Here is a 21248-nt window from a genome sequence, read left to right as displayed (position 1 = left end):
TTTGCATGACCATGTTGTTCCGATCCCCCCGTCGCCTGCCGTCCATCGCCGTCGGCATGCCCGCTGTCGTGCTGGTGCTGCTCGTGCTGGGCGGGTGCGCGCAGCTCGACCGTCTGCACCATCGCGGCGACCATGCGACGGCCACGCCGGTGGTCGCGCCGCCACCTCCAGCGCCGGCCGCTCCGGTCGAGACGCCGGCGGCGGTGCGGCCGCTGGGCGAGATCATCAACGACGACCTGCAGCACGGCCGCTACAGTGAAGGCGAGGCCGCCCTGCGCGCCTACCTCGTCGCGCATCCTAAAGACCGGCTGGCGCAGTCGATGCTGCGTCAGCTTACCGCCGACCCGCAGCGCACGCTGGGGCCGGTGGGCAGCACGCACGTGGTGCAGGCTGGGGAGTCCTACAGCACGCTGGCACAGCGTTACCTGGGCGATGCACGACTGTTCCTGATCCTTGCGCGCTACAACCAGTCGACCCAGCCGGCGCTGCTGCGCGCGGGCGAAAAGCTTCGACTGCCGACCTCTGGGCGGCTGGCCGGCGATGCTGCCGCCGAAGTCGGCGGCGGTGCCGCCAGATCGGGGCGCTCATCCGTGGAGTCGCCAGCGGCGCGCTCACAGCGCCTGCAGCGCGAAAGCCTGCAACTGCTCGGCGCCGGCCAGGAGACTCAGGCGCTGACGCGGCTGGATGCGGCGCTCGCTACCGATCCGGGGCTGGCCTCGGACCGTAACGGTGCCGAGGCCCTGCGCCAGCGCGTGGTGGCGAGCTGCCATCAGCGGGCCATCGTGCTGTATCGCGACCAGAAGCTCGAGCCGGCGATCGCGCTGTGGGATCGGGTGCTTGCGGTGGAGCCTTCCTACGAGCCGGCACTGGCGTATCGGGCCCGGGCGCTGGAATTGCAGCGACGGCTTAAGCAACTCTAGCCGTGGCCTGCATCGCGCTTCCGTGCCGGCTGCCGGATGGTGCGCCGGGATCGGTCGCCGCATGGCAGCAGGGGGATCCATTGCGCAACGCCGACGATAAGGGGGGGCGCGCCTCGCTCAGTCGCTGTGCGGTCGATCCGACGCGCGACGTTGCGGTACCGCCAACAGGCGGGTGGGTTGCGTGGCCGCACCGGCCGGTTGACCGGGGCGTGGCGGCGGCGCGGCCGGACGCCGCTGGCGCGACTGCAGCGCGCTGGCCATCAGGTTGAACGCCGCAAACAGGCGGCCAAGCTCGTCGCGGCGAGTCAGGCGGATGCGATAGCGAAGATCGCCACGCGCCACCCGCAGCATGGCGTCGCCGGCCATGCCCAGCGATGCCAGCAGTCGGCGGAACAGGACGTATGCGGCTCCGAGCACCGCCAGCAGGGTCACCAGCAGCACGGCGGCGATCGCGCCGAGTGTAGTCTTCTGCGCGGCGCGCAGAGGCGCGCGGCTGATGCCCAGGCGCAGCGTGCCCACCGTGGCGGCCTGGTAGTGGATGGGCGTGTTGAACAGCAGCAGGCCATCGCTGCCGCCATCGTCGCCGCGGTAGCTGTCGATCTCGCCGCGGCTGGCCAGGGCACGCCCGGGCAGCGGCGGCAGCGCGGCGCCCACCTCCTGCGCGCGCGTGCTGGCGATCACCTCGCCGTGGCGATCGGCCACCGCCAGGTAGCGGATCTGCTGGTTGCGCGCCATGTCCTCCACCAGCGCGCGGGTGGCGGCGCGGTCGCCGAGCAGCAGGTCCTCGGCCGATTCGCCCGCCACCATGCGCCCAAGCGAACTGCCGAAATCCAACGCCAGTCCGCTCACCGCACGGCCCTGCATGGCGTAGATCGCCGCCATGCCGACGATCAGCACCAGCGCCAGCACGCCGCCGAGCACGGCCGACCAGCGCCAGCGCAGCGACACGATACGGCTCACCAGCGGCTGTTCGTGCAGCCGCTCGTACTCGCGCTGCGCCATGCGCAGGTCTTCGGCCAGCTCGGCGCCGCGCTGGTAGCGCGCCGAGGCTTCCGGAGCCAGCAGCGTATGCACGATGTCGGTGAGGATCGCCGGCGCGGCGGCGTCCAGCGGTTCCAGCGGCGGCAGCGGGTGCTGCAGGCGTTCGTCCAGCAGGCGCGGGACGTCGGCGGTCTCGGTCCACGGCAGCTTGCCGGCCAGCAGCCAGTACAGCACCACGCCGAGCGAGAACAGGTCGCTGCGCGCGTCGGTGGGTTCGCCGCGCAGGTGCTCGGGCGCCATGTAGGCCGGCGTGCCGCCGATCTCGTCGCGCGGCCCGTCGACCGGCCGCGTGCCGCGGCGCTCGGCGATGCCGAAATCGGCGATCTTGGCCTGCCGCCAGCCGTCGGCCAGCATGATGTTTTCCGGCTTGATGTCGTGGTGGACCACGCCATTGGCGTGGGCGTAGTCGAGCGCGCTGGCCATCTGCATGGCCAGCTCCAGCACCACCGGCAGGGGCGGCAGGCCCTCGCGCGCGACGCGGCTGGCGAGGGTGTCGCCGGGCAGCCTCTCCATGGCGAGATAGGGCTGGCCGTCGGCGGTCTCGCCCACGTCGAACAGCGTGACGATGTGCGGGTGGGTCAGATGGCCGGCCGCGCGCGCCTCGACCAGAAAGCGCCGACGGTAGCCGGCGTCGGCGGCGACGCCGGCATGCAGGCACTTGATCGCCACTTCGCGCTCGATCTGCGGGTCGTAGCCGGCGTAGACCACGGCCATGGCGCCGCGGCCGAGCACGCCCTCGATGCGGTAGCGGTCGATCGTGCGGGGAAGGTTGGGGTCGCGCACGGGGCGAGCGCTCAGCCCAGCAGCCACCAGCCGAGCGTGCCGAGCACTGCCAGCACCGCGACGCCGGCCGCGATCCGGCGGGTCCACAGCAGGCGTGAGGCGCGGGCATCGCGGGTGAGGAAGACGAACTCGGCCTGGCCCAGCCGCACGCGGTCGCCGTGGCGCAGGATCGCTTCATGCACACGCCGGCCGTTGACGAAGGTGCCGTTGGTCGAGAGCGTGTTCATGATCATCGTGTGGCCCTGCTGGTTGATGATCCAGGCGTGTGATGCGGACACGCTGATGTCGTCCACCACGATGTCGCTGTCGCGGCGTCGGCCGATCGTCTGCCGCCCGCTGCGCAGCGCGTAACGGCGCCGGTCCAGCCCGGCGCCGCGCCCTTCCAGGACCGGTTGCGCCACGCTCGCGCCTTCCTCGATCTGTGGCATCGAATCGGCGGCGTAGCGGTGCAGCTCGTCGGCGGTGAACAGGCGCGTGCCCTGCGGTCCGGACGAACGCATGCCGTGGACGATACGGGGCGAGGGAGCAGGGCCGTTCATGCGATGGAGGGGTCCCGAAGTAGGAAGTTGCCGAGCTTACCCGGGGCGGTACGTGCCCCGCGTTCCGGACGTCGCTTCCTGTGACGGATCCGTGTCGTGAAACTTGAACAAGTTGCCCGTCGATCCGGCGTGACGGGGCGCACAGTCCCGCGTGCGGCTCAGTCCAGGAACAGTCCGATCACGTCGTTGAGGAAGCGCTGACCCTGCGCGGTAGTCTGCAATCGGGCGGCATCGTCGGTCAGCCAGCCGCGGCGGCGGGCGTCCTGCAGTGGCGCTTCCAGGCGCTGGGGATCGAGCCCGGTGCGCGCGGCGAAGTCGCCCATCGGCACGCCGTCGATCAGCCGCAGCGCGTTGAGCATGTACTCGAACGGCAACTCGGCGGCATCGACCGTGCCGCCCCCGCCGATCCGCCCCGGTCCGCCGCCTGCTTCCAGGTAAGAGCGGGGCAGCTTCGCCTTCCAGCGCCGGTAAACCTGGCCGGTGGCGGCGTCGCTGACCTTGCCGTGAGCGCCGGCGCCGATGCCCAGGTAGTCGCCAAACTGCCAGTAGTTGAGGTTGTGCGTGCAGCGTCGGCCCGGGCGGGCGTAGGCCGAAATCTCGTACTGGCCGTAGCCCGCGACGGCCAGCGCAACCTCGCAAGCTTCCTGCATCGCCCAGGCGTGGTCGTCGTCGGGCAGCGGCGGCGGATTGGCGGCGAAGGCGGTGTTCGGTTCCAGCGTGAGCTGGTAGTGCGAGAGGTGCGTGGGCGCGAGCGCCACGGCGCGGGCTACGTCGGCCAAGGCGCCGTCCAGCGTCTGCTCTGGCAGGGCGTACATCAGGTCGAGGTTGAGGTTGGTGTAGCCGGCGTCCTGCGCCGACTTCACGGCCGCCTCGGCCTCGGCGGCGGAGTGGATGCGGCCTAGCCGCCTGAGCTTGTCGTCGTCGAAGCTCTGGATGCCGAACGAGAGCCGGTTCACCCCGGCGGCGAGGTAGCCGTCGAAACGACCGTGCTCGACCGTGCCGGGGTTGGTTTCCAGCGTGATCTCGGCGTTGTCGGCGAACGGCAACCGGGCGCGGGCGCCGTCGAGAAAGCGGTCGACCAGCTCGGGCGCGAACAGGCTGGGCGTGCCGCCGCCGAAGAACACGCTGACGATAGCGCGGCCGTGCAGCGCGGCGCCGAAGTCGCGCAGATCGGCGTCAAGGTCGGCCAGCAGCACGTCGATGTAGTCCGCGTAAGGCGGCGGCGCGTCGCGCAGGCCGTGCGAGTTGAAGTCGCAGTACGGGCACTTCTTCACGCACCACGGCATGTGTACGTACAGCGACAGCGGCGGCGCGACCAGGGCCATGTCAGGCGGCGAGATCGGCCAGCCGTCCGTGCAGCTGCGCCAGCGCCTGGCCGCGGTGGCTGATGCGGTTCTTCAGCGTCTTGTCCAGCTCGGCGGCCGCCAGCGTGTGGCCGTCAGGCAGGAACAGCGGGTCGTAGCCGAAGCCGCCCTCGCCGCGTGGCGCATGCAGCACGCGGCCGTGCCAGCGACCCTCGGCGACCAGCGGGGCCGGATCGTCGGCATGGCGCAGCAGTACCAGCACGCAGATGAAGAAGGCGCGGCGCTCGGCATCGGGGCGACCGTCCAGTGCGCGCAGCAGCTTGGCGTTGTTCGCGGCGCTGTCGCCGTGGCCGCCGGCATAGCGCGCCGAGTACAGGCCGGGCGCGCCGCCGAGCGCATCCACGCACAGGCCGGAGTCGTCAGCCAGCGACGGCAGTCCGGTCACCTGCGCGGCGTGGCGCGCCTTGAGCAGGGCGTTCTCGACGAAGGTGAGGCCGGTCTCCTCGATGTCGTCCACGCCCAGTTCGCTCTGCGCGATCACCTCAAAGTCGGCGTCGGCCAGCAACTGGCCGAACTCGGCGAGCTTGCCGTGGTTCCCGCTGGCCAGGACGATGCGGCCCATCGCTCAGCCTGCCGCCAATGCAGCGCGCTGGGCGGTGACCAGCTCGGCCACGCCCTTCTCGGCCAGCGCCAGCAGCGCGTCCATCTCGTCGCGGCGGAACGCGTGGCCCTCGGCGGTGCCCTGCACCTCGATGAAGCCGCCGCCGTCGTTCATCACCACGTTCATGTCGGTGTCGCAGTTCGAATCCTCGGCGTAGTCGAGGTCGAGCACGGGCATGCCCTGGTAGATGCCCACCGACACCGCCGCCACCGCGCCGATGATCGGGTTGCGCTTGAGATTCTCGCGCGCCATCAGATGGTTCACCGCATCGACCAGCGCCACGTAGGCGCCGGTGATCGCCGCGGTGCGAGTGCCGCCGTCGGCCTGGATCACGTCGCAGTCCAGCGTGACCACGCGCTCGCCGAGCGCCTGACGGTTGACGCAGGCGCGCAGGCTGCGGCCGATCAGCCGCTGGATCTCCATGGTGCGCCCGCCCTGGCCGCCCTTGGCGGCCTCGCGCTGCATGCGCGTGTGGGTGGCGCGCGGCAGCATGCCGTATTCGGCGGTGACCCAACCCTCGCCCTTGCCGCGCAGCCACGGCGGCACGCGGTCTTCGATGCTGGCGGTGCACAGTACGCGGGTGTCGCCGAAGCTCACCAGCACCGAACCCTCGGCGTGGCGGGTGAAGCGGCGTTCGATGGTGATCGGGCGCAGCTGGTCGCTGGCGCGGCCGCTCGGGCGGCTGACGGTTTGCATGGGTCGGGGAGCCTGGTTGGGCAGGGCAGGGCCGGAAAGTTTACCATTGCACTCTTTTCCGCATGTCCGCAAAGGCTTCCATGATCCGCAGCATGACTGCCTACGCCTCGGCCGAGCTGGCCGGACCCACCGGCACGCTCAGCTGCGAGCTGCGCACGGTCAATCATCGGTACCTGGAAATCAGCCCGCGGCTGCCGGACGAACTGCGCGGTTTCGAATCGCTGCTGCGCGAGCGCGTGGCGACCCGGCTGTCGCGCGGCAAGCTCGATCTGACGGTGCGTCTGCGCGGCGAGGATCGCGGCGAATCGTTGCGGGTCAACGCGGCCACCCTGGCGCGGCTGGGTGAACTGGCGCGGGAGCTGCAGCCGCGCTTTCCCACGATGCAGGTGGAGTTCACCGAGCTGCTGCGCTTTCCCGGCGTGCTCGACCGCGCCGAGGTCGACAACGACGCCCAGCAGGCGGCCCTGTTCGACGTGCTCGATCGGGCGCTCGATGCGCTCACCGCCACCCGCGAACGCGAGGGCGAGAAGACAGCGCAGATGCTGCGCGAGCGGCTCGACGCGATCGAGCGCGTGGTCGCCGATGTGCGCGGCTGGATGCCGGAGATCCGCACTGCGCTGCGCGCCCGGCTGGAATCGCGTCTGGCCGACATCAAGCAGCCGGCCGACCCGGGCCGCTTGGAGCAGGAGCTGGTGCTGCAGATCACCCGCGCCGACGTGGACGAGGAGCTGGACCGCCTCACCACCCACATCGCCGAGGCGCGCCGTGTGCTCGGCCTGGCTGAGCCGGTGGGCCGGCGGCTGGACTTCCTGATGCAGGAGTTCAACCGCGAGGCGAACACGCTGGGTTCGAAGTCGGTGGACGCGCGCAGCACCAATGCGGCGGTGGAGCTGAAGGTGCTGATCGAGCAGATGCGCGAACAGGTGCAGAACATCGAATGAGCGCGCCGGCGGCAGGAACCCTCTTCGTGGTGGCCGCGCCGTCCGGTGCGGGCAAGTCCACCCTGGTCAACGCGCTGCTGGAGGTCGAGCCGTCGATCTCGCTGTCGGTGTCGCACACCACGCGGCCGCCGCGCACGGGCGAGCAGTACGGCCGGCATTACTACTTTGTCGAGCGCGCCGAATTCGAGCGCGAGGTGGCCGAGGGCATCTTCCTTGAGCACGCCGAGGTGCACGGCAACCTCTACGGCACCTCGCGCACCACGGTGGATGGCCTGCTGGCGCAGTCGCGCGATGTGCTGCTGGAGATCGACTGGCAGGGCGCGCGGCAGATCCGCGCGGGCAAGCCGGAGTGCGTGAGCGTATTCATCCTGCCGCCATCGCGCCCCGAGCTGGAGCGGCGCCTGCGCGGGCGCGGCTCGGACGCGCCGGAGGTGATCGAGCGGCGCCTGCACAACTCGCGCGAGGAAATCGCGCACGCGCACGAATTCGACTACATCGTGGTGAACGATCGCTTCGAGGATGCGCTGGCCGACCTGCGTGCGATCGTGCGCGCGGTGCGCCTGCGCAGCACGTTGCAGTGGGCGCGCCACGAGACCCTGATCGCCGACCTGCTGGCGCCCTGACACGCCGCGCGAACTTGCGCCGCCGCGGCAGAACTTGCGCCCGTGGCGGCGGTCTGCGACAGGCTGCCGCGCGATGGCGCCTGTCGCGGCGTTCCGTTACCTTGTTCCTCTTTGGCTTCTCCCCGCCCTCATGACCGAACCCGCCCGCACGCCGACCGATGCCGAGCCGCTGGTGCACGTCCGTGGCCTGACCACGGTGCTCAACGGCAAGACGATCTTCGACGCGCTGGACATGGATATCCCGCGCGGCAAGATCACCGCGATCATGGGTCCCAGCGGCACCGGCAAGACCACGCTGCTCAAGCACATCACCGGGCAGATGCACGGCGACCGCGGCGAGGTGTGGGTGGATGGCCAGAATGTGGCGGGCCTGGCGCGCGAGAAGCTGTTCAAGCTGCGCGAGCAGATCGGCTACCTGTTCCAGAACTCGGCGCTGCTGACCGATTTCGACGTGTTCGAGAACGTCGCCTTCCCGCTGCGCCAGCACACCGATCTGCCGGAAGAGCTGATCCGCAACGTGGTGCTGCTGAAGCTGCAGTCAGTCGGCCTGCGCGGCGCCGCGGCGCTGATGCCCAGCGAGTTGTCTGGCGGCATGGCGCGGCGCGTGGCACTGGCGCGGGCGATCGTGTTCGATCCGAAGCTGATCCTCTACGACGAGCCGTTCGTGGGCCTGGATCCGATCGCGCTGAACCAGGTGCTGAAACTGATCCGCACGCTCAACGACACGCTCGGCATCACCAGCGTGCTGGTGGCGCACGAGCTCGATGCGATCAAGCACGTGGCCGACCACGTCTACCTGATTGCCAACGGCAAGGTGGTGGCGCAGGGCGATCCCAGGACGATCGCCGACGACGGTTCGCCGTGGACGCGACAGTTCTTCGGTGGCGAGGCCGACGGCCCGGTGCCGTTCCAGTACCCGGCGGGCGATTACGCCCAGTCGCTCGGTTTTCCGCGGAGCCAGGCATGAGCGCGCAGCCCCAACGCAACGCGGTGACCGAGGCACTGGCGCAGATCGGCGCCTGCGGCCTGTTCCTGCTGACCATCCTGGCAGCCGTGCCGCGCAGCTTCCGCCACGGTCGCGAGACCGTGCGCCAGCTGTGGTTCACCGGCGCGATGAGCCTGACCATCATCATGACCTGCGGCCTGTTCGTGGGCATGGTGCTTGGCCTGCAGCTGTACTACGTGCTGTCGATCTTCGGCGGCACCGCGGCCAGCGGCACGGTGGTGGCGATCGCGATCTACCGCGAGCTGGGTCCGGTGGTCACGGCGCTGCTGTTCGCCGGCCGCGCGGGCACCTCGATCACCGCCGAGATCGGCCTGATGCGCGCCACCGACCAGATCGCCGCGATGGAGATGATGGCGGTCGACCCGATCGCCTACGTCGCCGCGCCGCGCTTCCTCGCTGGCGTGATCGCGATGCCGCTGCTGTGCTGCGTGTTCTGCGCGCTGGGCGTGTTCGGCGGTCACCTCGTTGGCGTGACCTGGCTGGGCATCGACAACGGCACGTTCTGGTCGAACATGACCTCCACCGTCGACGTGTGGAAGGACGTGGTCAACGGCGTGATCTACAAGAGCCTGGTGTTCGGTGCGGTGGTTTCCCTGATCGCCGTGTTCCAGGGCTACACCACGGCGCCGACCAGCGAGGGCGTGGCCTACGCCACCACGCGTACCGTGGTCGCCTCGTCCATCGCCATCCTGGCGCTGGATTTCGTGCTCACCGCCTTCCTGATGTGACTTCCGTGATTTCTTCCGTCTCTTCCGCTTCGAGGATCGTGCCGTGACCCAGCGAAAATCCTATGCCGTCGGCACCGGCCTGTTCATCGTGCTCGGCTTTGCCGCGCTGGCCTACCTGGCGACCCAGACCACCTCGGTGGCCAACGTGCACCAGGGGCCCAGCTACACCGTGTCCACGCATTTCGCCAACGTCGGCCAGCTCAAGGAGCGCGCGCCGGTGAAGATCGCCGGCGTGCGCGTGGGCCAGGTGGAATCCATTGCGCTGGAGCCGGGCAAGGAAGTGGCCGACGTCACCCTCTCGATCGACAAGAAGTACAACCAGATCCCGATCGACTCGGTGGCCACAGTGTTCACCAGCGGCCTGCTGGGCGACCAGTACGTGGGCCTGCAGTTCGGCAGCGCGAAGAAGTTCGTGAGCGATGGCGGCACGCTGGCGCTGAGCAAGTCGACCGAGCCGCTGGAGGCGATGCTGGGCAAGTTCTTCGGCGCGGGCGCCTCGGCCGACAACCTCGGCGGCACCTACACGTTGAAAGCCCGCTTCACCAATGTAGGTGCACTGTCGCCCGGCGCCCCGGTGAAGATGGCCGGCGTGGCGATCGGCAGCGTGCAGTCGGTGCAGGCCGACCCGGTCAAGCTCGACGCGCTGGTGACCCTGGCGATCGACAAGAAGTACGACCAGATTCCGGACGATTCCTCGGCTGCGGTATTCACCAGCGGTTTGATCGGCAGCCAGTATGTTGCGGTGCAACCCGGCGGCTCCCCCGACATGCTCAAGGACGGTGACGAGATGATTCTCACCCAGTCCGCGATGCAGCTGGAGGACCTGATCGGCAAGTTCCTGGTCAACGGCTCGCCCAGCGACAAGGGCGGCAACAAGCCCGCCGACGGCGCGAAGTGACCGCGCGACCATCGACCTTCTCCCCTAGGAGTTTCCCCATGCTGCGTCCCCTGGCACTCGCTCTCGCCCTGACCCTCGGCGCTTCGCTGGCCGCCCCTGCGCTGGCGCAGGACACCGCTGCGGCGGCCTCCGCCCAGCAGACCCCCGAGCAGGTCGTGAAGACGATCGCGCACGACCTGGACACCACCATCGCCGGTCATAAAGACGAGTTGAAGAACAACCGCGAAAAGCTCATCGCGGTGATCGACGACGTCTTCCTGCCGCACTTCGACATCGACTACGCCTCGATCCTGGTGCTCGGCCAGCACGCGCGCGAGGCCACGCCGGCCGAACGTGAGCGCTTTGCCAAGGCGTTCTACAACTCCATCACCAACCGCTACGCCGAGGGACTGCTGAACTACACCAAGGGTGCCGTGGTGGTGCTGCCGTTCAACGGCGACCTCAACGACAAGCGCACCGTGGTGCGCACCCAGGTGGTGCTCGAGGACGGCAAGAAGGTGTCGGTGGACTACGCCTTCCGCAAGAGCCGCAACGGTGACTGGAAGGCTTACGACGTGATCATCGAAGGCATTTCCTACGTCACCAACTATCGCAACCAGGTGGACGCGGAGATCCGCAAGGTCGGCATCGACCAGTTGATCACCAACCTGGAGACGCGTGGCGAGGATGCACTCAAGACCATGGAGAAGGACGGCAAGGCATCGTGAGCCAGAGCGGATTCCAGCTCGAAGCGCGCGACGACGCCACGCTGGCGGTGAGTGGCGTGCTGACCTTCGACACCGCGCATGCCGCTCTGCTGGCGCTGCGCGGGAAGCTCGCCAGCGGATCGTTCAGTGCGCTGGACCTGGCGGGCGTCGCACGCGGCGACAGCGCGGGCCTGTCGTGCCTGCTTGTTGTGCTTGCCGAGGTGCGTGCGCGTGGTCGGATGCTGAGCGTGCGGCATCTTCCTGCGGGCCTGCACGCCCTGGCGCAGGTTTGCGAGGTCGAGGATCTGCTCGCGGCCTGACCAGCCCTGCTGGACCGCCAAGAAAAAGGGCCCCGCGAGGCCCTTTTTCATGTCTGGGACGGTGCCGTGACGCCCGCGATCAGCCCTTGCCGCCGGAGCCGTTGCTCTGGTCCGGATGCTTGTTTTCCCACTGATGCTGCTCTTCGAGCAGTTGGTCAGGATCGAAGTTGTCCTGGTCCAGTCCCTGCATCTGCTCAATCAGGCTGGCCGGTGGATTGCCGTCGTAGATCTTGTAGAGACGGCGCTGGCGATAGGCGTCGCGCACGAACACATACGGGTCGTAGGCGGACTGCAGGAAACCCTCCGCATCGAACGCGCGCGAGCGCAGGTTCACCAGGTAGACCAGCTGCGGCAGATACTGCTGGCCGTAGTGGTAGCTGTGGTTGCGGGCGTAAATCGTCAGCGGGTCGAAGAAGTAACCGTCCACCGGAACCTGCCACACATCGCGCACCGTGGTCGGGCCGAGGAAAGGAAGCATCAGGTAATCGCCCTCGGGCACGCCCCAGCGGGCGAGAGTGACGCCGAAGTCGTTGCTCTCGATCGGCAGCCCCAGCGAGCTGGCCGGGTCGAACAGGCCGCCGATACCGAGTGTCAGGTTGATCAGGAATCGCCCGGTGCTCTGCAGCGCCTGCTTCGGACGCGCCTGGAGCAGGTCGTTGGCCACCGTCACCGGCATGCGCAGGTTGGTAAAGAAGTCGCCTACGGAGCGGCGCACCGGCGGATTGGTCACCTTGCGATAGCCCACCGCGACCGGGCGGATCACTGCCTTGTCGAGCGAGTCGTTGAACGCGTAGACCTTGCGGTTGTACTTCTCCAGCGGGTCGTCATTGCGAGGCTTGGCAATGGTGCAGCCGGCCAGCACGGCGATCGCGCCGAGGACGGCCGCGCGGCGCAGCCAGGAAGGGAGTCGTGGGTGAAGCATTCGGTCTCGAATCCGTCGCTGAACCGGGGGAAAGAAAGTGTACTGTCTGGTTTTATATTATGCACGGGTTTCGCGGCGCTTTCGCCTCCTGGCCGCGGTGCAACCGGGCATGATACGCGCTGGTCGATTGCCAGCAAAGCGTACCCTGGATACACTGAACGACCTTCCAAGTTGCTTTACCGCCTGAGGATTTCGCATGGCACGCATTACCGTGGAAGACTGCCTTGAGGTGGTCGACAACCGTTTCGAACTGGTGCTGATGGCGACCAAGCGCGCGCGTCAGCTGTCCAAGGGCGCCGACCCGGCGGTCAACCCCGATCACGACAAGCCGACCGTGCTGGCCCTGCGCGAAATCGCCGATCGCCGCATCGATCAGGCCACCATCGACGAGATCGACAAGGCCGAGCGTGAGCGCGCCGAGCGTGAGGCGCTGGAGTGGGCGGCGGCCGAGGTGGACGACGATCTCTCCAAGGGCGGGGACGACTGAGCATGACCGTCGGCGGCCCGATGCATGAACACGCTGTGCGGGCCGTGGCCCGGCGCAGCGTTCGTGCATACGCCAGCGCTGGCGCCGCCGCAATGGCCGCCCCGCACGGGGTGCCTGTCTGAGCGGGCAGCGCATTCCCGCGCCCATCGCCGCGGCAGATCCTTCGGAAGCCGCGGTGTTGCCGGACTACGTGCTGGCACTCAAGGATCGACTGACTTACCTTCCAGCCGACCAGGTCGAGCGCGTGGTCCGCGCCTACCGCATTGGCGCCGTGGCCCACGCCGGTCAGGCCCGCAAGAGCGGCGAGCCGTACATCACCCATCCCATCGCGGTGGCCGGCATCCTCGCCGAGCTGGGCCTGGACGCCGAGACCATCATCGCGGCGATCCTGCACGACACGCTTGAGGACACCCAGCTCAGCCGCGCCGAGCTGGCGGGAGAGTTCGGCGAGACCGTGGCCGAGCTGGTCGATGGCGTCACCAAGCTGGACAAGATGCGCTTCAGCAATCGCCAGGAAGCCGATGCGGAAAGCTTCCGCAAGATGCTGCTGGCGATGGCGCGCGACATCCGCGTGATCCTGATCAAGCTGGCCGATCGCCTGCACAACATGCGCACGCTGGGCGCGAAGGACACGTCCTCGCGTCGCCGCATCGCCCGCGAGACGCTGGAGATCTACGCGCCGATCGCCCAGCGCCTGGGTATGAACAAGTTCAAGGCCGAGTTGCAGGACCTGGGCTTCCGCGGCCTGTATCCGGACCGCTACCGTGTGATCAGCGAGCGCATCCGCGCCGCGCTCGGCAACCGTCGCGAGGCGATGGGCAAGATCGAGACCGCGCTGACCCAGCGGCTGGCCTCGGAGCACGTGGTGGCACGCGTGGTGGGGCGCATCAAGTCGCCGTGGAGCATCTATTCGAAGATGCACAGCGAGCACAAGACCTTCGCCCAGCTGATGGATGTCTACGGTTTCCGCGTGGTGGTCGACAGCGCCATGCAGTGCTACATGGCGCTGGGCGCGGTGCACACGCTGTACAAGCCGGTCGACCGCCGCTTCAAGGACTTCATCGCGATCCCCAAGGCGAACGGTTACCAGTCGCTGCACACCGTGTTGCTGGGGCCGTTCGGTGCGCCGATCGAGGTGCAGATCCGCACTGCCGAAATGGATTCGGTGGCCGAACGCGGCGTGGCGGCGCACTGGGCCTACAAGACCGACTCGGGTCCGGCCAACAGCGCGCAGGCACGCGCGCGCGAATGGCTTTCCTCGCTGGCCGACAGCCAGGCCAACACTGTCTCGTCGAGCGAGTTCATCGAGAACGTCAAGATCGACCTGTTCCCGGATGAGGTCTATCTGTTCACGCCGCGCGGCGACATCCTCTCGATGCCGCGCAACGCTACCGCACTGGATTTCGCCTACGCCGTGCATACCGACGTGGGTCATCACGCGGTGGCCGCACGCGTGGACAAGAAGCTGGTGCCGCTGCGTACCCGGCTCGAATCCGGTCAGCTGGTGGAGATCATCACCGCACCCTCGGCCGTGCCCAACCCGGCCTGGCTGGAGTCGGTGGTCACCGGCAAGGCACGCACGGCGATCCGCCAGTTCCTCAAGCACCTGCAGCACGAGGACGCCGTGGACTTCGGCCATCGCATGCTCGATCGCGCGCTTGACGCGCTGGGCACCAGCCTGGACGGCATCGCGCCGGCGGTGCTGGACCGCTTTCTCGCCGAGGCCAAGCTGCATCGGCTGGAGGAGTTGCTGGCCGATATCGCGCTGGGCAACCGCATGCCCGACCTGGTAGCCGCGCAGCTGGTCGCCGCGCGTGGCAAGCGCTCGCGTGCGCTCACCCCGGCGCCGAGCAGCGAGAAGATCCGCATCACCGGTGCCGAGCGTGGCGTCCTGAGCTTCGCCAACTGCTGCCACCCGTTGCCTGGCGACGACATCGTCGGCTACCTGTCCTCCGGCAAGGGCATCGTGGTGCACCGCGAGGAATGCCCGAATGTCGCCGAGCTACGCAAGTCGCCCGAACGCAAGGTGTCGATCGAGTGGGATCGCGATGTGCAGGGCGACTACCGCGCCGAGCTGCGCATCGAGGTCATCAACCGCCCCGGCGTGCTGGCCACAGTCGCCGCGGCGATCGCCGATGCGGACTCCAACATCGAGAACGTGGAGTACGTCGAGCGCGATGCCGCCGCGGCCACGTTGTTGTTCACGATGGAGGTGAAGAGTCGCCGCCATCTGGCCGAGGTGATCCGTCGCGTGCGCCGCACCGGCGTGGTCAGCGGCGCGCATCGTTATCCGCTGTAGCGTTCCTGCGCTTGCCTCGCGGCCGCTTGCGTCGCACGATGCGGCGCTTTTCCCGTCATCCCTGTCACGAGGTGTTTCCATGTCCCGCAGCATCATCGCCACCGAGCGCGCGCCCGCAGCCATCGGCCCGTATTCGCAAGCCGTGCGGGCCGGCAATACGGTGTACTTCTCGGGTCAGATTCCGCTCGATCCGGCTACCGGTGCGCTGGTCAAGGGTGACATCCAGGCGCAGACCCGCCGCGTCTTCGACAACCTCACCGCCGTCGCCGAGGCGGCCGGTGGCTCGCTGGCGCAGATCGTGCGCGTGGGTATCTACGTCACCGACCTGGGCCACTTCGCCGAGGTCAATGCGGTGATGGCTGAGTATTTCCAGGCGCCGTACCCGGCGCGCTCGACGATCGAAGTGTCGGCGCTGCCCAAGGGCGCGCAGGTCGAGGTCGATGCGGTGATGGCGCTGGACTGAGCCGCCCGTGCGGCCGGCGCCCACGCGCGCTGATGCTGTGGCCGCTGCAGGAGGCGCGTCGCCTCCATTAGGCTTCCCCGATGCCCGCCCGAACTGCTGCCGCCCCGCCCACCACGGACGCTCCCGGACTGCGGCCCGTGGCAAGCCTGCCCGGGGTCGGCCCGGCGCTGGCCGAGACACTGGCGCGGCTGGGACTGGAGCGGGTGCAGGACCTGTGGTTCCACCTGCCGCTGCGCTATGAGGACCGTACCCGGGTCACGCCGATCGCCGACCTGCGCCCGGGCGACCGCGCCCAGGTCGAGGGCGTGGTGGAAGCGATCGAGCGCGGTTTTCGCTTTCGTCCGCAACTGAAGGTGGCGATCAGCGACGACTCGCGTGAGACGCTGCAGTTGCGCTTCTTCCATTTCCACCGCGCCCAGGCGGATCTGCTCAGACCCGGCACGCGGCTGCTCTGCTACGGCGAGGTGCGGCTGGGCAATCAGGGGCTGGAGATGGTGCATCCGCAGTACGAGCGTCTGGCCGGCAGCGCGCCGGCGGCGATGAGCGAACTGCTGACGCCGGTGTATCCCACCACCGAAGGGCTGGGCACCAAGCGGCTGGCCGGCGTGATCGCCAAGGCGCTCGCGCTGCTGCCATCGGAATCGGCGCTCGAACTCATTCCCCAGGCGCTGTGTGCGGCCCACGGTCTGACGTCGCTGCGCGAGGCCCTGCTCTATGTCCATCGCCCGCCGGCCGATGCGCATCTGGGGCAGCTCACCCTGGGTATTCACCCGGCCCAGCAGCGGCTGGCCTTCGAGGAGCTGCTGACCCAGCATCTGAGCCTGCGCCGCATGCGTGCGGCGGTGCGCCTGCGGCGTGCACCAGTGCTCGGTGGGGCGGGCGCCCTGCGGGCCCAGCTGTTGGCGTCGTTGCCGTTTACGCTCACCACCGCGCAGCAGCGCGTGACCGAGGAAGTGATCGCCGATCTCTCGCACAGCAAGCCGATGCTGCGCCTGGTGCAGGGTGACGTCGGGTCGGGCAAGACCGTGGTCGCCGCACTGGCTGCGCTGGCGGCGGTGGAGACGGGGTATCAGGTGGCGCTGATGGCGCCCACCGAGTTGCTCGCCGAGCAGCATCTGCGCAACTTCCGGCACTGGCTGGAGCCGCTCGGCATCGCGGTCGAGTGGTTAGCCGGCAAGGTGCAGGGCAAGGCGCGCCAGCAGGCGCTGAGGCGCGTGGCGGAAGGGGCGCCGGTGATGATCGGCACCCACGCGCTGATGCAGGAGGGTGTCGCGTTCGGCCGGCTGGGCCTGGTAATTGTCGATGAGCAGCACCGCTTTGGCGTGCACCAGCGCCTGGCCCTGCGCGACAAGGGGCTCGAAGGCGACCAAGTGCCCCACCAGCTGGTGCTCACCGCCACGCCCATTCCCCGCACGCTGGCGATGAGCGCCTACGCCGACCTGGACGTGTCGTCCATCGACGAGCTTCCCCCGGGCCGCACGCCGGTGCAGACCATTGCCGTTTCCAATGCCCGCCGGGCGGAAGTGATCGAACGCATTGCCGGCGCCTGCGGCGAGGGGCGGCAGGTGTACTGGGTATGCACTCTGATCGAGGAGTCCGAGCAACTGCGCGCGCAGGCGGCCGAAGTGGTGCACGCGGAGCTTTCCGCGGCCCTGGTTGGCCATGGCGTTGGCCTTATCCACGGCCGCATGAAGCCGAAGGAAAAGCAGGCGGTGATGGATGCCTTCAAGGCGGGCGAGCTGGCCGTGCTGGTGGCCACCACGGTGATCGAGGTCGGGGTGGACGTGCCCAACGCCAGCCTGATGGTGATCGAGAACAGCGAGCGCCTGGGGCTGGCTCAGCTGCATCAGCTGCGGGGCCGGGTCGGCCGCGGCGCCGTGGCCTCCAACTGCGTGCTGCTGTACCAGCCGCCGATCGGCCAGCTGGCGCGCGAGCGCCTGCAGGTGATGCGCGACACCAACGACGGCTTTCGCATCGCGGAGAAGGATCTGGAGCTGCGCGGCCCTGGCGAAGTGCTGGGCACACGGCAGACCGGGCAGCTCAGCTTCCGCATCGCCGACCTGGCCCGCGACGCCCACCTGCTCGATGCCGTGCATGAAGTGGGCGAAACGATGCTGTGTGACCATGCGCAGGCGGCCGGACAGCTGATTGAGCGCTGGATCGGCGGCGCGGCGCGCTATGCGCACGCGTGACGCGTTGTTCCAGGGGCAGCGTTGCGCTTAAGCTGACCGGCTCTGCATTCGCGTGACGGACCATGAGCAAGCCCCAACTCCTGATTGATACCGACCCCGGCGTCGACGATGCGCTGGCGATCCTGATGGCTCACGCCCACGCCGACGTGCTTGGCCTCAGCGTCGCGGCGGGCAACGTCGGACTCGGCCATACGGTGCGCAATGCGCGCACCCTGGTCGATCTGGTGGGCGCATCCACCCCGGTGTTTGCCGGCTGCCCCAGTCCGCTGGTGCGCCGGCCGGAGGAAGACGCCGCCTTCGTGCACGGCAGCGACGGCTTCGGCGATGTCGGCTTTGCCGAGCCGACGGCAGCGGCTCGGGACGAGGCCGCTGCGCTCGCCATCGTGCGGCTGACCCGCGAGCATCCCGACCAGCTCACCCTGGTGGCGCTGGCGCCGTTGACCAATCTGGCGCTGGCGCTGCGGTTGGATCCGTCGCTGCCCACGCGCGTGGCACGCCTGGTGGTGATGGGTGGTGCGGTGACCGGGCAGGGCAATACCGGCAAGGTCCCGGCCGAGTTCAACATCGGCTTTGATCCCGAAGCGGCGCACGTGGTGTTCGAGGCGTTCCCGCGGTTCGATCTGGTCGACTGGGAGGCCACCCTGCGCTACGCCTTCGACGAGGACGAGTTCGATCGCTGGCTGGCCGCGGGCGATGCGCGCGCGGAATTCTTCGGCAAGGTGTTTGGCACCGCGCGGGCGTTCAACCGCAGTCACGGTCGGCGCGGGGTGATCGCTGCCGATGCGCTGGCGATGGCCGTGGCGATCGATCCGTCCATCGTCACCCGCAGTGAAACCCGGCATGTGGCGGTGGAGCTCGACGGCCGCTTGACCCGCGGTGCGACCGTGGTGGACTGGGCCGACCGGCTGAAGCGCCCGGCCAACGCCAACATCGTCCTGGAGCTCGACGCTGAGCGCTTTGCCGGCATGGTGCGCCGCGCCCTGGGCGCGCCCTAGCGCCCGCCGGTTGACCCGCACAGGCGCGCCTTTGTACAATGCCGCTCTTTTCACCCACCGCTTTGAGCCTGTCATGAAGCCCGATACCCATCCGAACTACCGCCCGGTGGTGTTCCAGGACCTCTCGTCCGAGTTCGCGTTCCTGACGCGTTCGACGATTGCCACCAAGGAAACCGTCAAGTGGGAAGACGGCAACGAGTACCCGCTGGTCAAGGTGGATATCTCCAGCCATTCGCACCCGTTCTACACCGGCAAGCAGAAGACGCTGGACGTCGGTGGTCGCGTCGACAAGTTCCGTCGCCGCTACGCGCAGAAGTAAGTTTTGTCGTGACCTCGGCCGGCGCATCGTCGCCTGCCGACCGGGCATCGAACACGGGGCAGGCCGCGGTCTGCCCCGTGTTTTTTTGCGCCCGACACTAGACCATCCGCTGACGGATGTCGGCGATGGGGTTGTGCGATAATGGCGAGCCCAGGTGCCACGGCGCCTGCTGCAGCGCCGGTTTCCCCGCCGCCGCTGCCCCGATTCCCTCGCCAGCCGGAGCCGTTTTGCGGTCGCGGCGGCGGTGACATACGTGAAGGAGGTTTCCGTGTCCGATGCAAAGATCGTCAAGCTGACCGACGAGTCGAACAACCGCAGCAGCGAGCTGCCCCTGGTGAGCGGCACGCTGGGCCCGTCGTGCATCGACCTGGGCACGCTGTACAAGGACACCGGCCACTTCACCTACGACCCCGGTTTTGGCAGTACCGCCAGCACCAAGAGTGCGATCACCTACATCGATGGCGACGAGGGCGTGCTGCTCTATCGCGGCTACCCGATCGAGCAGCTCGCCGAGCATTCGAACTTCCTGGAAGTGTCCTACCTGCTGCTCAACGGCGAGCTGCCGAAGAAGGAAGAGTTCGCCACCTTCGAGCACCAGATCACGCATCACACGATGATGCACGAGTCGCTGAAGAACTTCTTCCAGGGCTTCCACCACAACGCCCACCCAATGGCCATGCTGGCCGCTTCGGTGGCCTCGCTGTCGGCGTTCTACCACGATGACCTCGACGTCGATAACGCGGACGACCGCAAGCTCGCCGCGATCCGCCTGATCGCCAAGATGCCGACCATCGCCGCGGCTGCGTACCGTTATTCGATCGGCTGGCCGATGCGCTACCCGCGCAACAATCTCGAGTACGTCACGCGCTTCCTGCACATGATGTTCGAGGTGCCCAGCGAGCCGCTGACGCTCAATCCGGTGGCGGCCAAGGCGCTGGATCTGCTGTTCATCCTGCACGCCGATCACGAGCAGAACGCCTCCACCTCGACCGTGCGCCTGGTTGGCTCCACCGGCGCCAACCCGTACGCCTCGATCGCCGCGGGCATCACCGCGCTGTGGGGTCCGGCGCACGGCGGCGCCAACGAGGCGGTGCTGAAGATGCTCGAGGAGATCGGCAGCCCGGACAAGGTCGAGACCGCGGTCAAGCGCGCGAAGGACAAGAACGACAACTTCCGCCTGATGGGCTTCGGCCATCGCGTCTACAAGAACTTCGATCCGCGCGCCAAGATCATCCGCGAGATGTGCCACAAGGTGCTGGCCGAGCTCGGCGTCAACGATCCGCTGCTGGACGTGGCGATGAAGCTGGAAGAGGCCGCACTGAAGGACGACTACTTCGTCGAGCGCAAGCTCTATCCGAACGTCGACTTCTACTCGGGCATCATCTACAAGGCGCTGGGTATCCCGACCGAGATGTTCACTGTGATGTTCGCCATCGCGCGCACCGCCGGCTGGATCGCGCACTGGATCGAGCAGCACGAGACCCCGGGGTCGCGTATCGGTCGTCCGCGCCAGGTCTACACCGGCGCTGCGCCGCGCGACTTCGTGGCGGTCGCCAAGCGCTGAGCGCGCGGAGCGCGGCCGGGTGAACGACCCGGCCCACAAAACAACGCCCCGGCATGCCGGGGCGTTGTTGTTTCCGACGTCGGGCTGGCTCAGCGCAGGGCCGCGAGTTTGCGTTCCAGGTCGTCGTCACCGTCTTCGAACAGCAGCTGTTCCACCGCGCTGACGCTGGCGCGTCGCATCGGTTTCTCGTCGATCCTGTCCAGCGGCGGCTGACGCAGCGAGTCGGTCGGCAGCACGGTGAGGTCGAACGGCAATCCATCGGCGGAAAACAGCAGCACCGGATACTCCGCCGATTCATCGCGACTCAGTCGCAGCCGGCGGGTCTGCGCCTCGAACGGCACGCCGTGCTCATCGAGAAAGCGCAGCACGTCGTCCGGATCTTCGGCAAACAGGTGCAGGCATACCGCCGAATGGGCGTCTGCGGTGCCTTCGAGCACGGCGCCGACCAGACGCGGCTGGTAGGTCGCGAGAAAGCGCATCGCCTCCACCGCCGCTTCGCGGCAACGGCGGACGCGCTGCGGCTGGGTGTCGGCCTGGAAGATCCGCTGATGCTCGCGCAGTGCCTGCTCGATCTCGTCGTTGCGCGGCAGGCTCTGTGCATCGAGGATGCCCAGCCTTTCGGAGGCCTTCAACTTGGCGCGGTGGAAGTCGCGGATGCCGTGCTCGCTCATCAGCCGGGCGGCTTCCTGTGCCACCCGCAGCCGGTTGCGCTGCTGGCGATCGTGCGCATGGATGCGATGGTGCTCGCCGCGTGCCATGGTCGTCGCTCCTTGGAAGGCCGGATCGACAGCCAAGCCGATCCGGCGTGAGGGCTGCGTCGCCCGTCAGAAAATGTCGTAAGGGTGCTGTTCGTCCTGGTTC

At 68.3% G+C, this 21248-nt stretch carries 22 protein-coding genes; 15 read left to right on the top strand and 7 right to left on the bottom strand.

The window, feature by feature from the left end; all coding sequences use genetic code 11:
• Nucleotides 1-5: 5 nt before the first annotated feature.
• A complete protein-coding gene (locus ACTHJF_RS15295) occupies nt 6-920 on the top strand; it encodes a LysM peptidoglycan-binding domain-containing protein (protein WP_440267876.1) in 915 nt (304 codons plus the stop codon).
• A 117-nt stretch (nt 921-1037) separates the two neighbouring features.
• Here the strand turns inward: ACTHJF_RS15295 and ACTHJF_RS15290 are convergent, their stop codons facing one another.
• From ACTHJF_RS15290 to rph, 5 genes are all read right to left on the bottom strand, one after another.
• Nucleotides 1038-2744, bottom strand: coding sequence for a protein kinase domain-containing protein (locus ACTHJF_RS15290; RefSeq protein WP_440267875.1), 1707 nt, complete (start codon nt 2742-2744; stop codon nt 1038-1040).
• An 11-nt stretch (nt 2745-2755) separates the two neighbouring features.
• Nucleotides 2756-3244 carry an FHA domain-containing protein gene (locus tag ACTHJF_RS15285; protein WP_440267874.1) on the bottom strand — a complete coding sequence of 163 codons (489 nt, stop codon included), beginning with the start codon at nt 3242-3244 and terminating at the stop codon, nt 2756-2758.
• Between the two features lie 197 nt (nt 3245-3441).
• Entirely contained in the window at nt 3442-4608 is a 1167-nt protein-coding gene (hemW, locus tag ACTHJF_RS15280; RefSeq protein ID WP_440267873.1) for a radical SAM family heme chaperone HemW, read from the bottom strand.
• Between the two features lies 1 nt (nt 4609).
• Nucleotides 4610-5209 (bottom strand): RdgB/HAM1 family non-canonical purine NTP pyrophosphatase, encoded by a 600-nt coding sequence (gene rdgB / locus ACTHJF_RS15275; RefSeq protein ID WP_440267872.1) that lies wholly within the window; start codon nt 5207-5209, stop codon nt 4610-4612.
• Between the two features lie 3 nt (nt 5210-5212).
• Entirely contained in the window at nt 5213-5944 is a 732-nt protein-coding gene (gene rph, locus ACTHJF_RS15270; RefSeq protein WP_440267871.1) for a ribonuclease PH, read from the bottom strand.
• An 80-nt stretch (nt 5945-6024) separates the two neighbouring features.
• Between rph and ACTHJF_RS15265 the strand changes: the two genes are divergently transcribed.
• From ACTHJF_RS15265 to ACTHJF_RS15235, 7 genes are all read left to right on the top strand, one after another.
• Nucleotides 6025-6885, top strand: a complete 861-nt coding sequence (locus ACTHJF_RS15265; protein ID WP_431634424.1) for a YicC/YloC family endoribonuclease — start codon at nt 6025-6027, stop codon at nt 6883-6885.
• Nucleotides 6882-7508 carry a guanylate kinase gene (gene gmk, locus ACTHJF_RS15260; RefSeq protein ID WP_440267870.1) on the top strand — a complete coding sequence of 209 codons (627 nt, stop codon included), beginning with the start codon at nt 6882-6884 and terminating at the stop codon, nt 7506-7508. Before ACTHJF_RS15265 ends, gmk begins: the two co-directional genes overlap by 4 nt.
• A 130-nt stretch (nt 7509-7638) precedes the next feature.
• A complete protein-coding gene (locus tag ACTHJF_RS15255) occupies nt 7639-8475 on the top strand; it encodes an ABC transporter ATP-binding protein (protein ID WP_440267869.1) in 837 nt (278 codons plus the stop codon).
• A complete protein-coding gene (gene mlaE / locus ACTHJF_RS15250) occupies nt 8472-9242 on the top strand; it encodes a lipid asymmetry maintenance ABC transporter permease subunit MlaE (RefSeq protein ID WP_431634419.1) in 771 nt (256 codons plus the stop codon). The genes ACTHJF_RS15255 and mlaE overlap by 4 nt, the downstream gene beginning before the upstream one ends.
• 43 nt (nt 9243-9285) lie before the next feature.
• Nucleotides 9286-10140, top strand: a complete 855-nt coding sequence (mlaD, locus tag ACTHJF_RS15245; RefSeq protein WP_440267868.1) for an outer membrane lipid asymmetry maintenance protein MlaD — start codon at nt 9286-9288, stop codon at nt 10138-10140.
• Nucleotides 10141-10178: 38 nt separating this feature from the next.
• Entirely contained in the window at nt 10179-10847 is a 669-nt protein-coding gene (locus tag ACTHJF_RS15240; protein ID WP_431634416.1) for an MlaC/ttg2D family ABC transporter substrate-binding protein, read from the top strand.
• Nucleotides 10844-11146: an STAS domain-containing protein gene (locus tag ACTHJF_RS15235; protein ID WP_440267867.1), complete on the top strand. Its 303-nt coding sequence runs from the start codon at nt 10844-10846 to the stop codon at nt 11144-11146. The genes ACTHJF_RS15240 and ACTHJF_RS15235 overlap by 4 nt, the downstream gene beginning before the upstream one ends.
• 79 nt (nt 11147-11225) lie before the next feature.
• Here ACTHJF_RS15235 and ACTHJF_RS15230 read toward each other — a convergent pair whose 3' ends face one another.
• Nucleotides 11226-12068 carry an MlaA family lipoprotein gene (locus ACTHJF_RS15230; RefSeq protein WP_440267866.1) on the bottom strand — a complete coding sequence of 281 codons (843 nt, stop codon included), beginning with the start codon at nt 12066-12068 and terminating at the stop codon, nt 11226-11228.
• Nucleotides 12069-12264: 196 nt separating this feature from the next.
• Here ACTHJF_RS15230 and rpoZ point away from each other — a divergent pair, with 196 nt between their 5' ends.
• The 7 genes from rpoZ to ACTHJF_RS15195 all read left to right on the top strand — a co-directional run bounded on the left by rpoZ (nt 12265) and on the right by ACTHJF_RS15195 (nt 20387).
• On the top strand, nt 12265-12555 hold the full coding sequence (gene rpoZ / locus ACTHJF_RS15225) for a DNA-directed RNA polymerase subunit omega (protein ID WP_404630038.1): 291 nt from the start codon (nt 12265-12267) through the stop codon (nt 12553-12555).
• Between the two features lie 145 nt (nt 12556-12700).
• Nucleotides 12701-14854 carry a RelA/SpoT family protein gene (locus ACTHJF_RS15220; RefSeq protein ID WP_440268158.1) on the top strand — a complete coding sequence of 718 codons (2154 nt, stop codon included), beginning with the start codon at nt 12701-12703 and terminating at the stop codon, nt 14852-14854.
• Between the two features lie 79 nt (nt 14855-14933).
• Nucleotides 14934-15317 (top strand): RidA family protein, encoded by a 384-nt coding sequence (locus tag ACTHJF_RS15215; RefSeq protein WP_440267865.1) that lies wholly within the window; start codon nt 14934-14936, stop codon nt 15315-15317.
• 80 nt (nt 15318-15397) lie between these two features.
• Nucleotides 15398-17509 carry an ATP-dependent DNA helicase RecG gene (recG, locus tag ACTHJF_RS15210; protein WP_440267864.1) on the top strand — a complete coding sequence of 704 codons (2112 nt, stop codon included), beginning with the start codon at nt 15398-15400 and terminating at the stop codon, nt 17507-17509.
• Nucleotides 17510-17571: 62 nt separating this feature from the next.
• A complete protein-coding gene (locus ACTHJF_RS15205) occupies nt 17572-18504 on the top strand; it encodes a nucleoside hydrolase (protein ID WP_440267863.1) in 933 nt (310 codons plus the stop codon).
• 73 nt (nt 18505-18577) lie between these two features.
• Nucleotides 18578-18823: a type B 50S ribosomal protein L31 gene (locus ACTHJF_RS15200; RefSeq protein ID WP_266170673.1), complete on the top strand. Its 246-nt coding sequence runs from the start codon at nt 18578-18580 to the stop codon at nt 18821-18823.
• 268 nt (nt 18824-19091) lie between these two features.
• A complete protein-coding gene (locus tag ACTHJF_RS15195; RefSeq protein ID WP_431634407.1) occupies nt 19092-20387 on the top strand; it encodes a citrate synthase in 1296 nt (431 codons plus the stop codon).
• An 89-nt stretch (nt 20388-20476) separates the two neighbouring features.
• On the opposite strand, the gene ACTHJF_RS15190 is transcribed toward ACTHJF_RS15195, so the two are convergent.
• Nucleotides 20477-21145: a hypothetical protein gene (locus ACTHJF_RS15190; protein WP_440267862.1), complete on the bottom strand. Its 669-nt coding sequence runs from the start codon at nt 21143-21145 to the stop codon at nt 20477-20479.
• Between the last annotated feature and the right edge of the window lie 103 nt (nt 21146-21248).

Origin of the sequence: Dyella sp. (genome assembly GCF_051962475.1) — a bacterium.
In the GTDB taxonomy this organism is placed as follows: Bacteria; Pseudomonadota; Gammaproteobacteria; order Xanthomonadales; family Rhodanobacteraceae; genus Dyella_A.
The sequence above is the reverse complement of the archived record's forward strand: the minus strand, read 5'-3'. Positions and strand labels throughout refer to the sequence as shown.

Excerpts from the sequence above, each read along its gene's own strand:
- ACTHJF_RS15295 (WP_440267876.1), top strand. The coding sequence starts at position 6 with ATGACCATGTTGTTCCGATCCCCCCGTCGCCTGCCGTCCATCGCCGTC.
- ACTHJF_RS15285 (WP_440267874.1), bottom strand. The coding sequence starts at position 3,244 with ATGCGTTCGTCCGGACCGCAGGGCACGCGCCTGTTCACCGCCGACGAG.
- hemW (WP_440267873.1), bottom strand. The coding sequence starts at position 4,608 with ATGGCCCTGGTCGCGCCGCCGCTGTCGCTGTACGTACACATGCCGTGG.
- rdgB (WP_440267872.1), bottom strand. The coding sequence starts at position 5,209 with ATGGGCCGCATCGTCCTGGCCAGCGGGAACCACGGCAAGCTCGCCGAG.
- rph (WP_440267871.1), bottom strand. The coding sequence starts at position 5,944 with ATGCAAACCGTCAGCCGCCCGAGCGGCCGCGCCAGCGACCAGCTGCGC.
- ACTHJF_RS15265 (WP_431634424.1), top strand. The coding sequence starts at position 6,025 with ATGATCCGCAGCATGACTGCCTACGCCTCGGCCGAGCTGGCCGGACCC.
- gmk (WP_440267870.1), top strand. The coding sequence starts at position 6,882 with ATGAGCGCGCCGGCGGCAGGAACCCTCTTCGTGGTGGCCGCGCCGTCC.
- ACTHJF_RS15255 (WP_440267869.1), top strand. The coding sequence starts at position 7,639 with ATGACCGAACCCGCCCGCACGCCGACCGATGCCGAGCCGCTGGTGCAC.
- mlaE (WP_431634419.1), top strand. The coding sequence starts at position 8,472 with ATGAGCGCGCAGCCCCAACGCAACGCGGTGACCGAGGCACTGGCGCAG.
- ACTHJF_RS15240 (WP_431634416.1), top strand. The coding sequence starts at position 10,179 with ATGCTGCGTCCCCTGGCACTCGCTCTCGCCCTGACCCTCGGCGCTTCG.
- ACTHJF_RS15230 (WP_440267866.1), bottom strand. The coding sequence starts at position 12,068 with ATGCTTCACCCACGACTCCCTTCCTGGCTGCGCCGCGCGGCCGTCCTC.
- rpoZ (WP_404630038.1), top strand. The coding sequence starts at position 12,265 with ATGGCACGCATTACCGTGGAAGACTGCCTTGAGGTGGTCGACAACCGT.
- ACTHJF_RS15215 (WP_440267865.1), top strand. The coding sequence starts at position 14,934 with ATGTCCCGCAGCATCATCGCCACCGAGCGCGCGCCCGCAGCCATCGGC.
- recG (WP_440267864.1), top strand. The coding sequence starts at position 15,398 with ATGCCCGCCCGAACTGCTGCCGCCCCGCCCACCACGGACGCTCCCGGA.
- ACTHJF_RS15205 (WP_440267863.1), top strand. The coding sequence starts at position 17,572 with ATGAGCAAGCCCCAACTCCTGATTGATACCGACCCCGGCGTCGACGAT.
- ACTHJF_RS15200 (WP_266170673.1), top strand. The coding sequence starts at position 18,578 with ATGAAGCCCGATACCCATCCGAACTACCGCCCGGTGGTGTTCCAGGAC.
- ACTHJF_RS15190 (WP_440267862.1), bottom strand. The coding sequence starts at position 21,145 with ATGGCACGCGGCGAGCACCATCGCATCCATGCGCACGATCGCCAGCAG.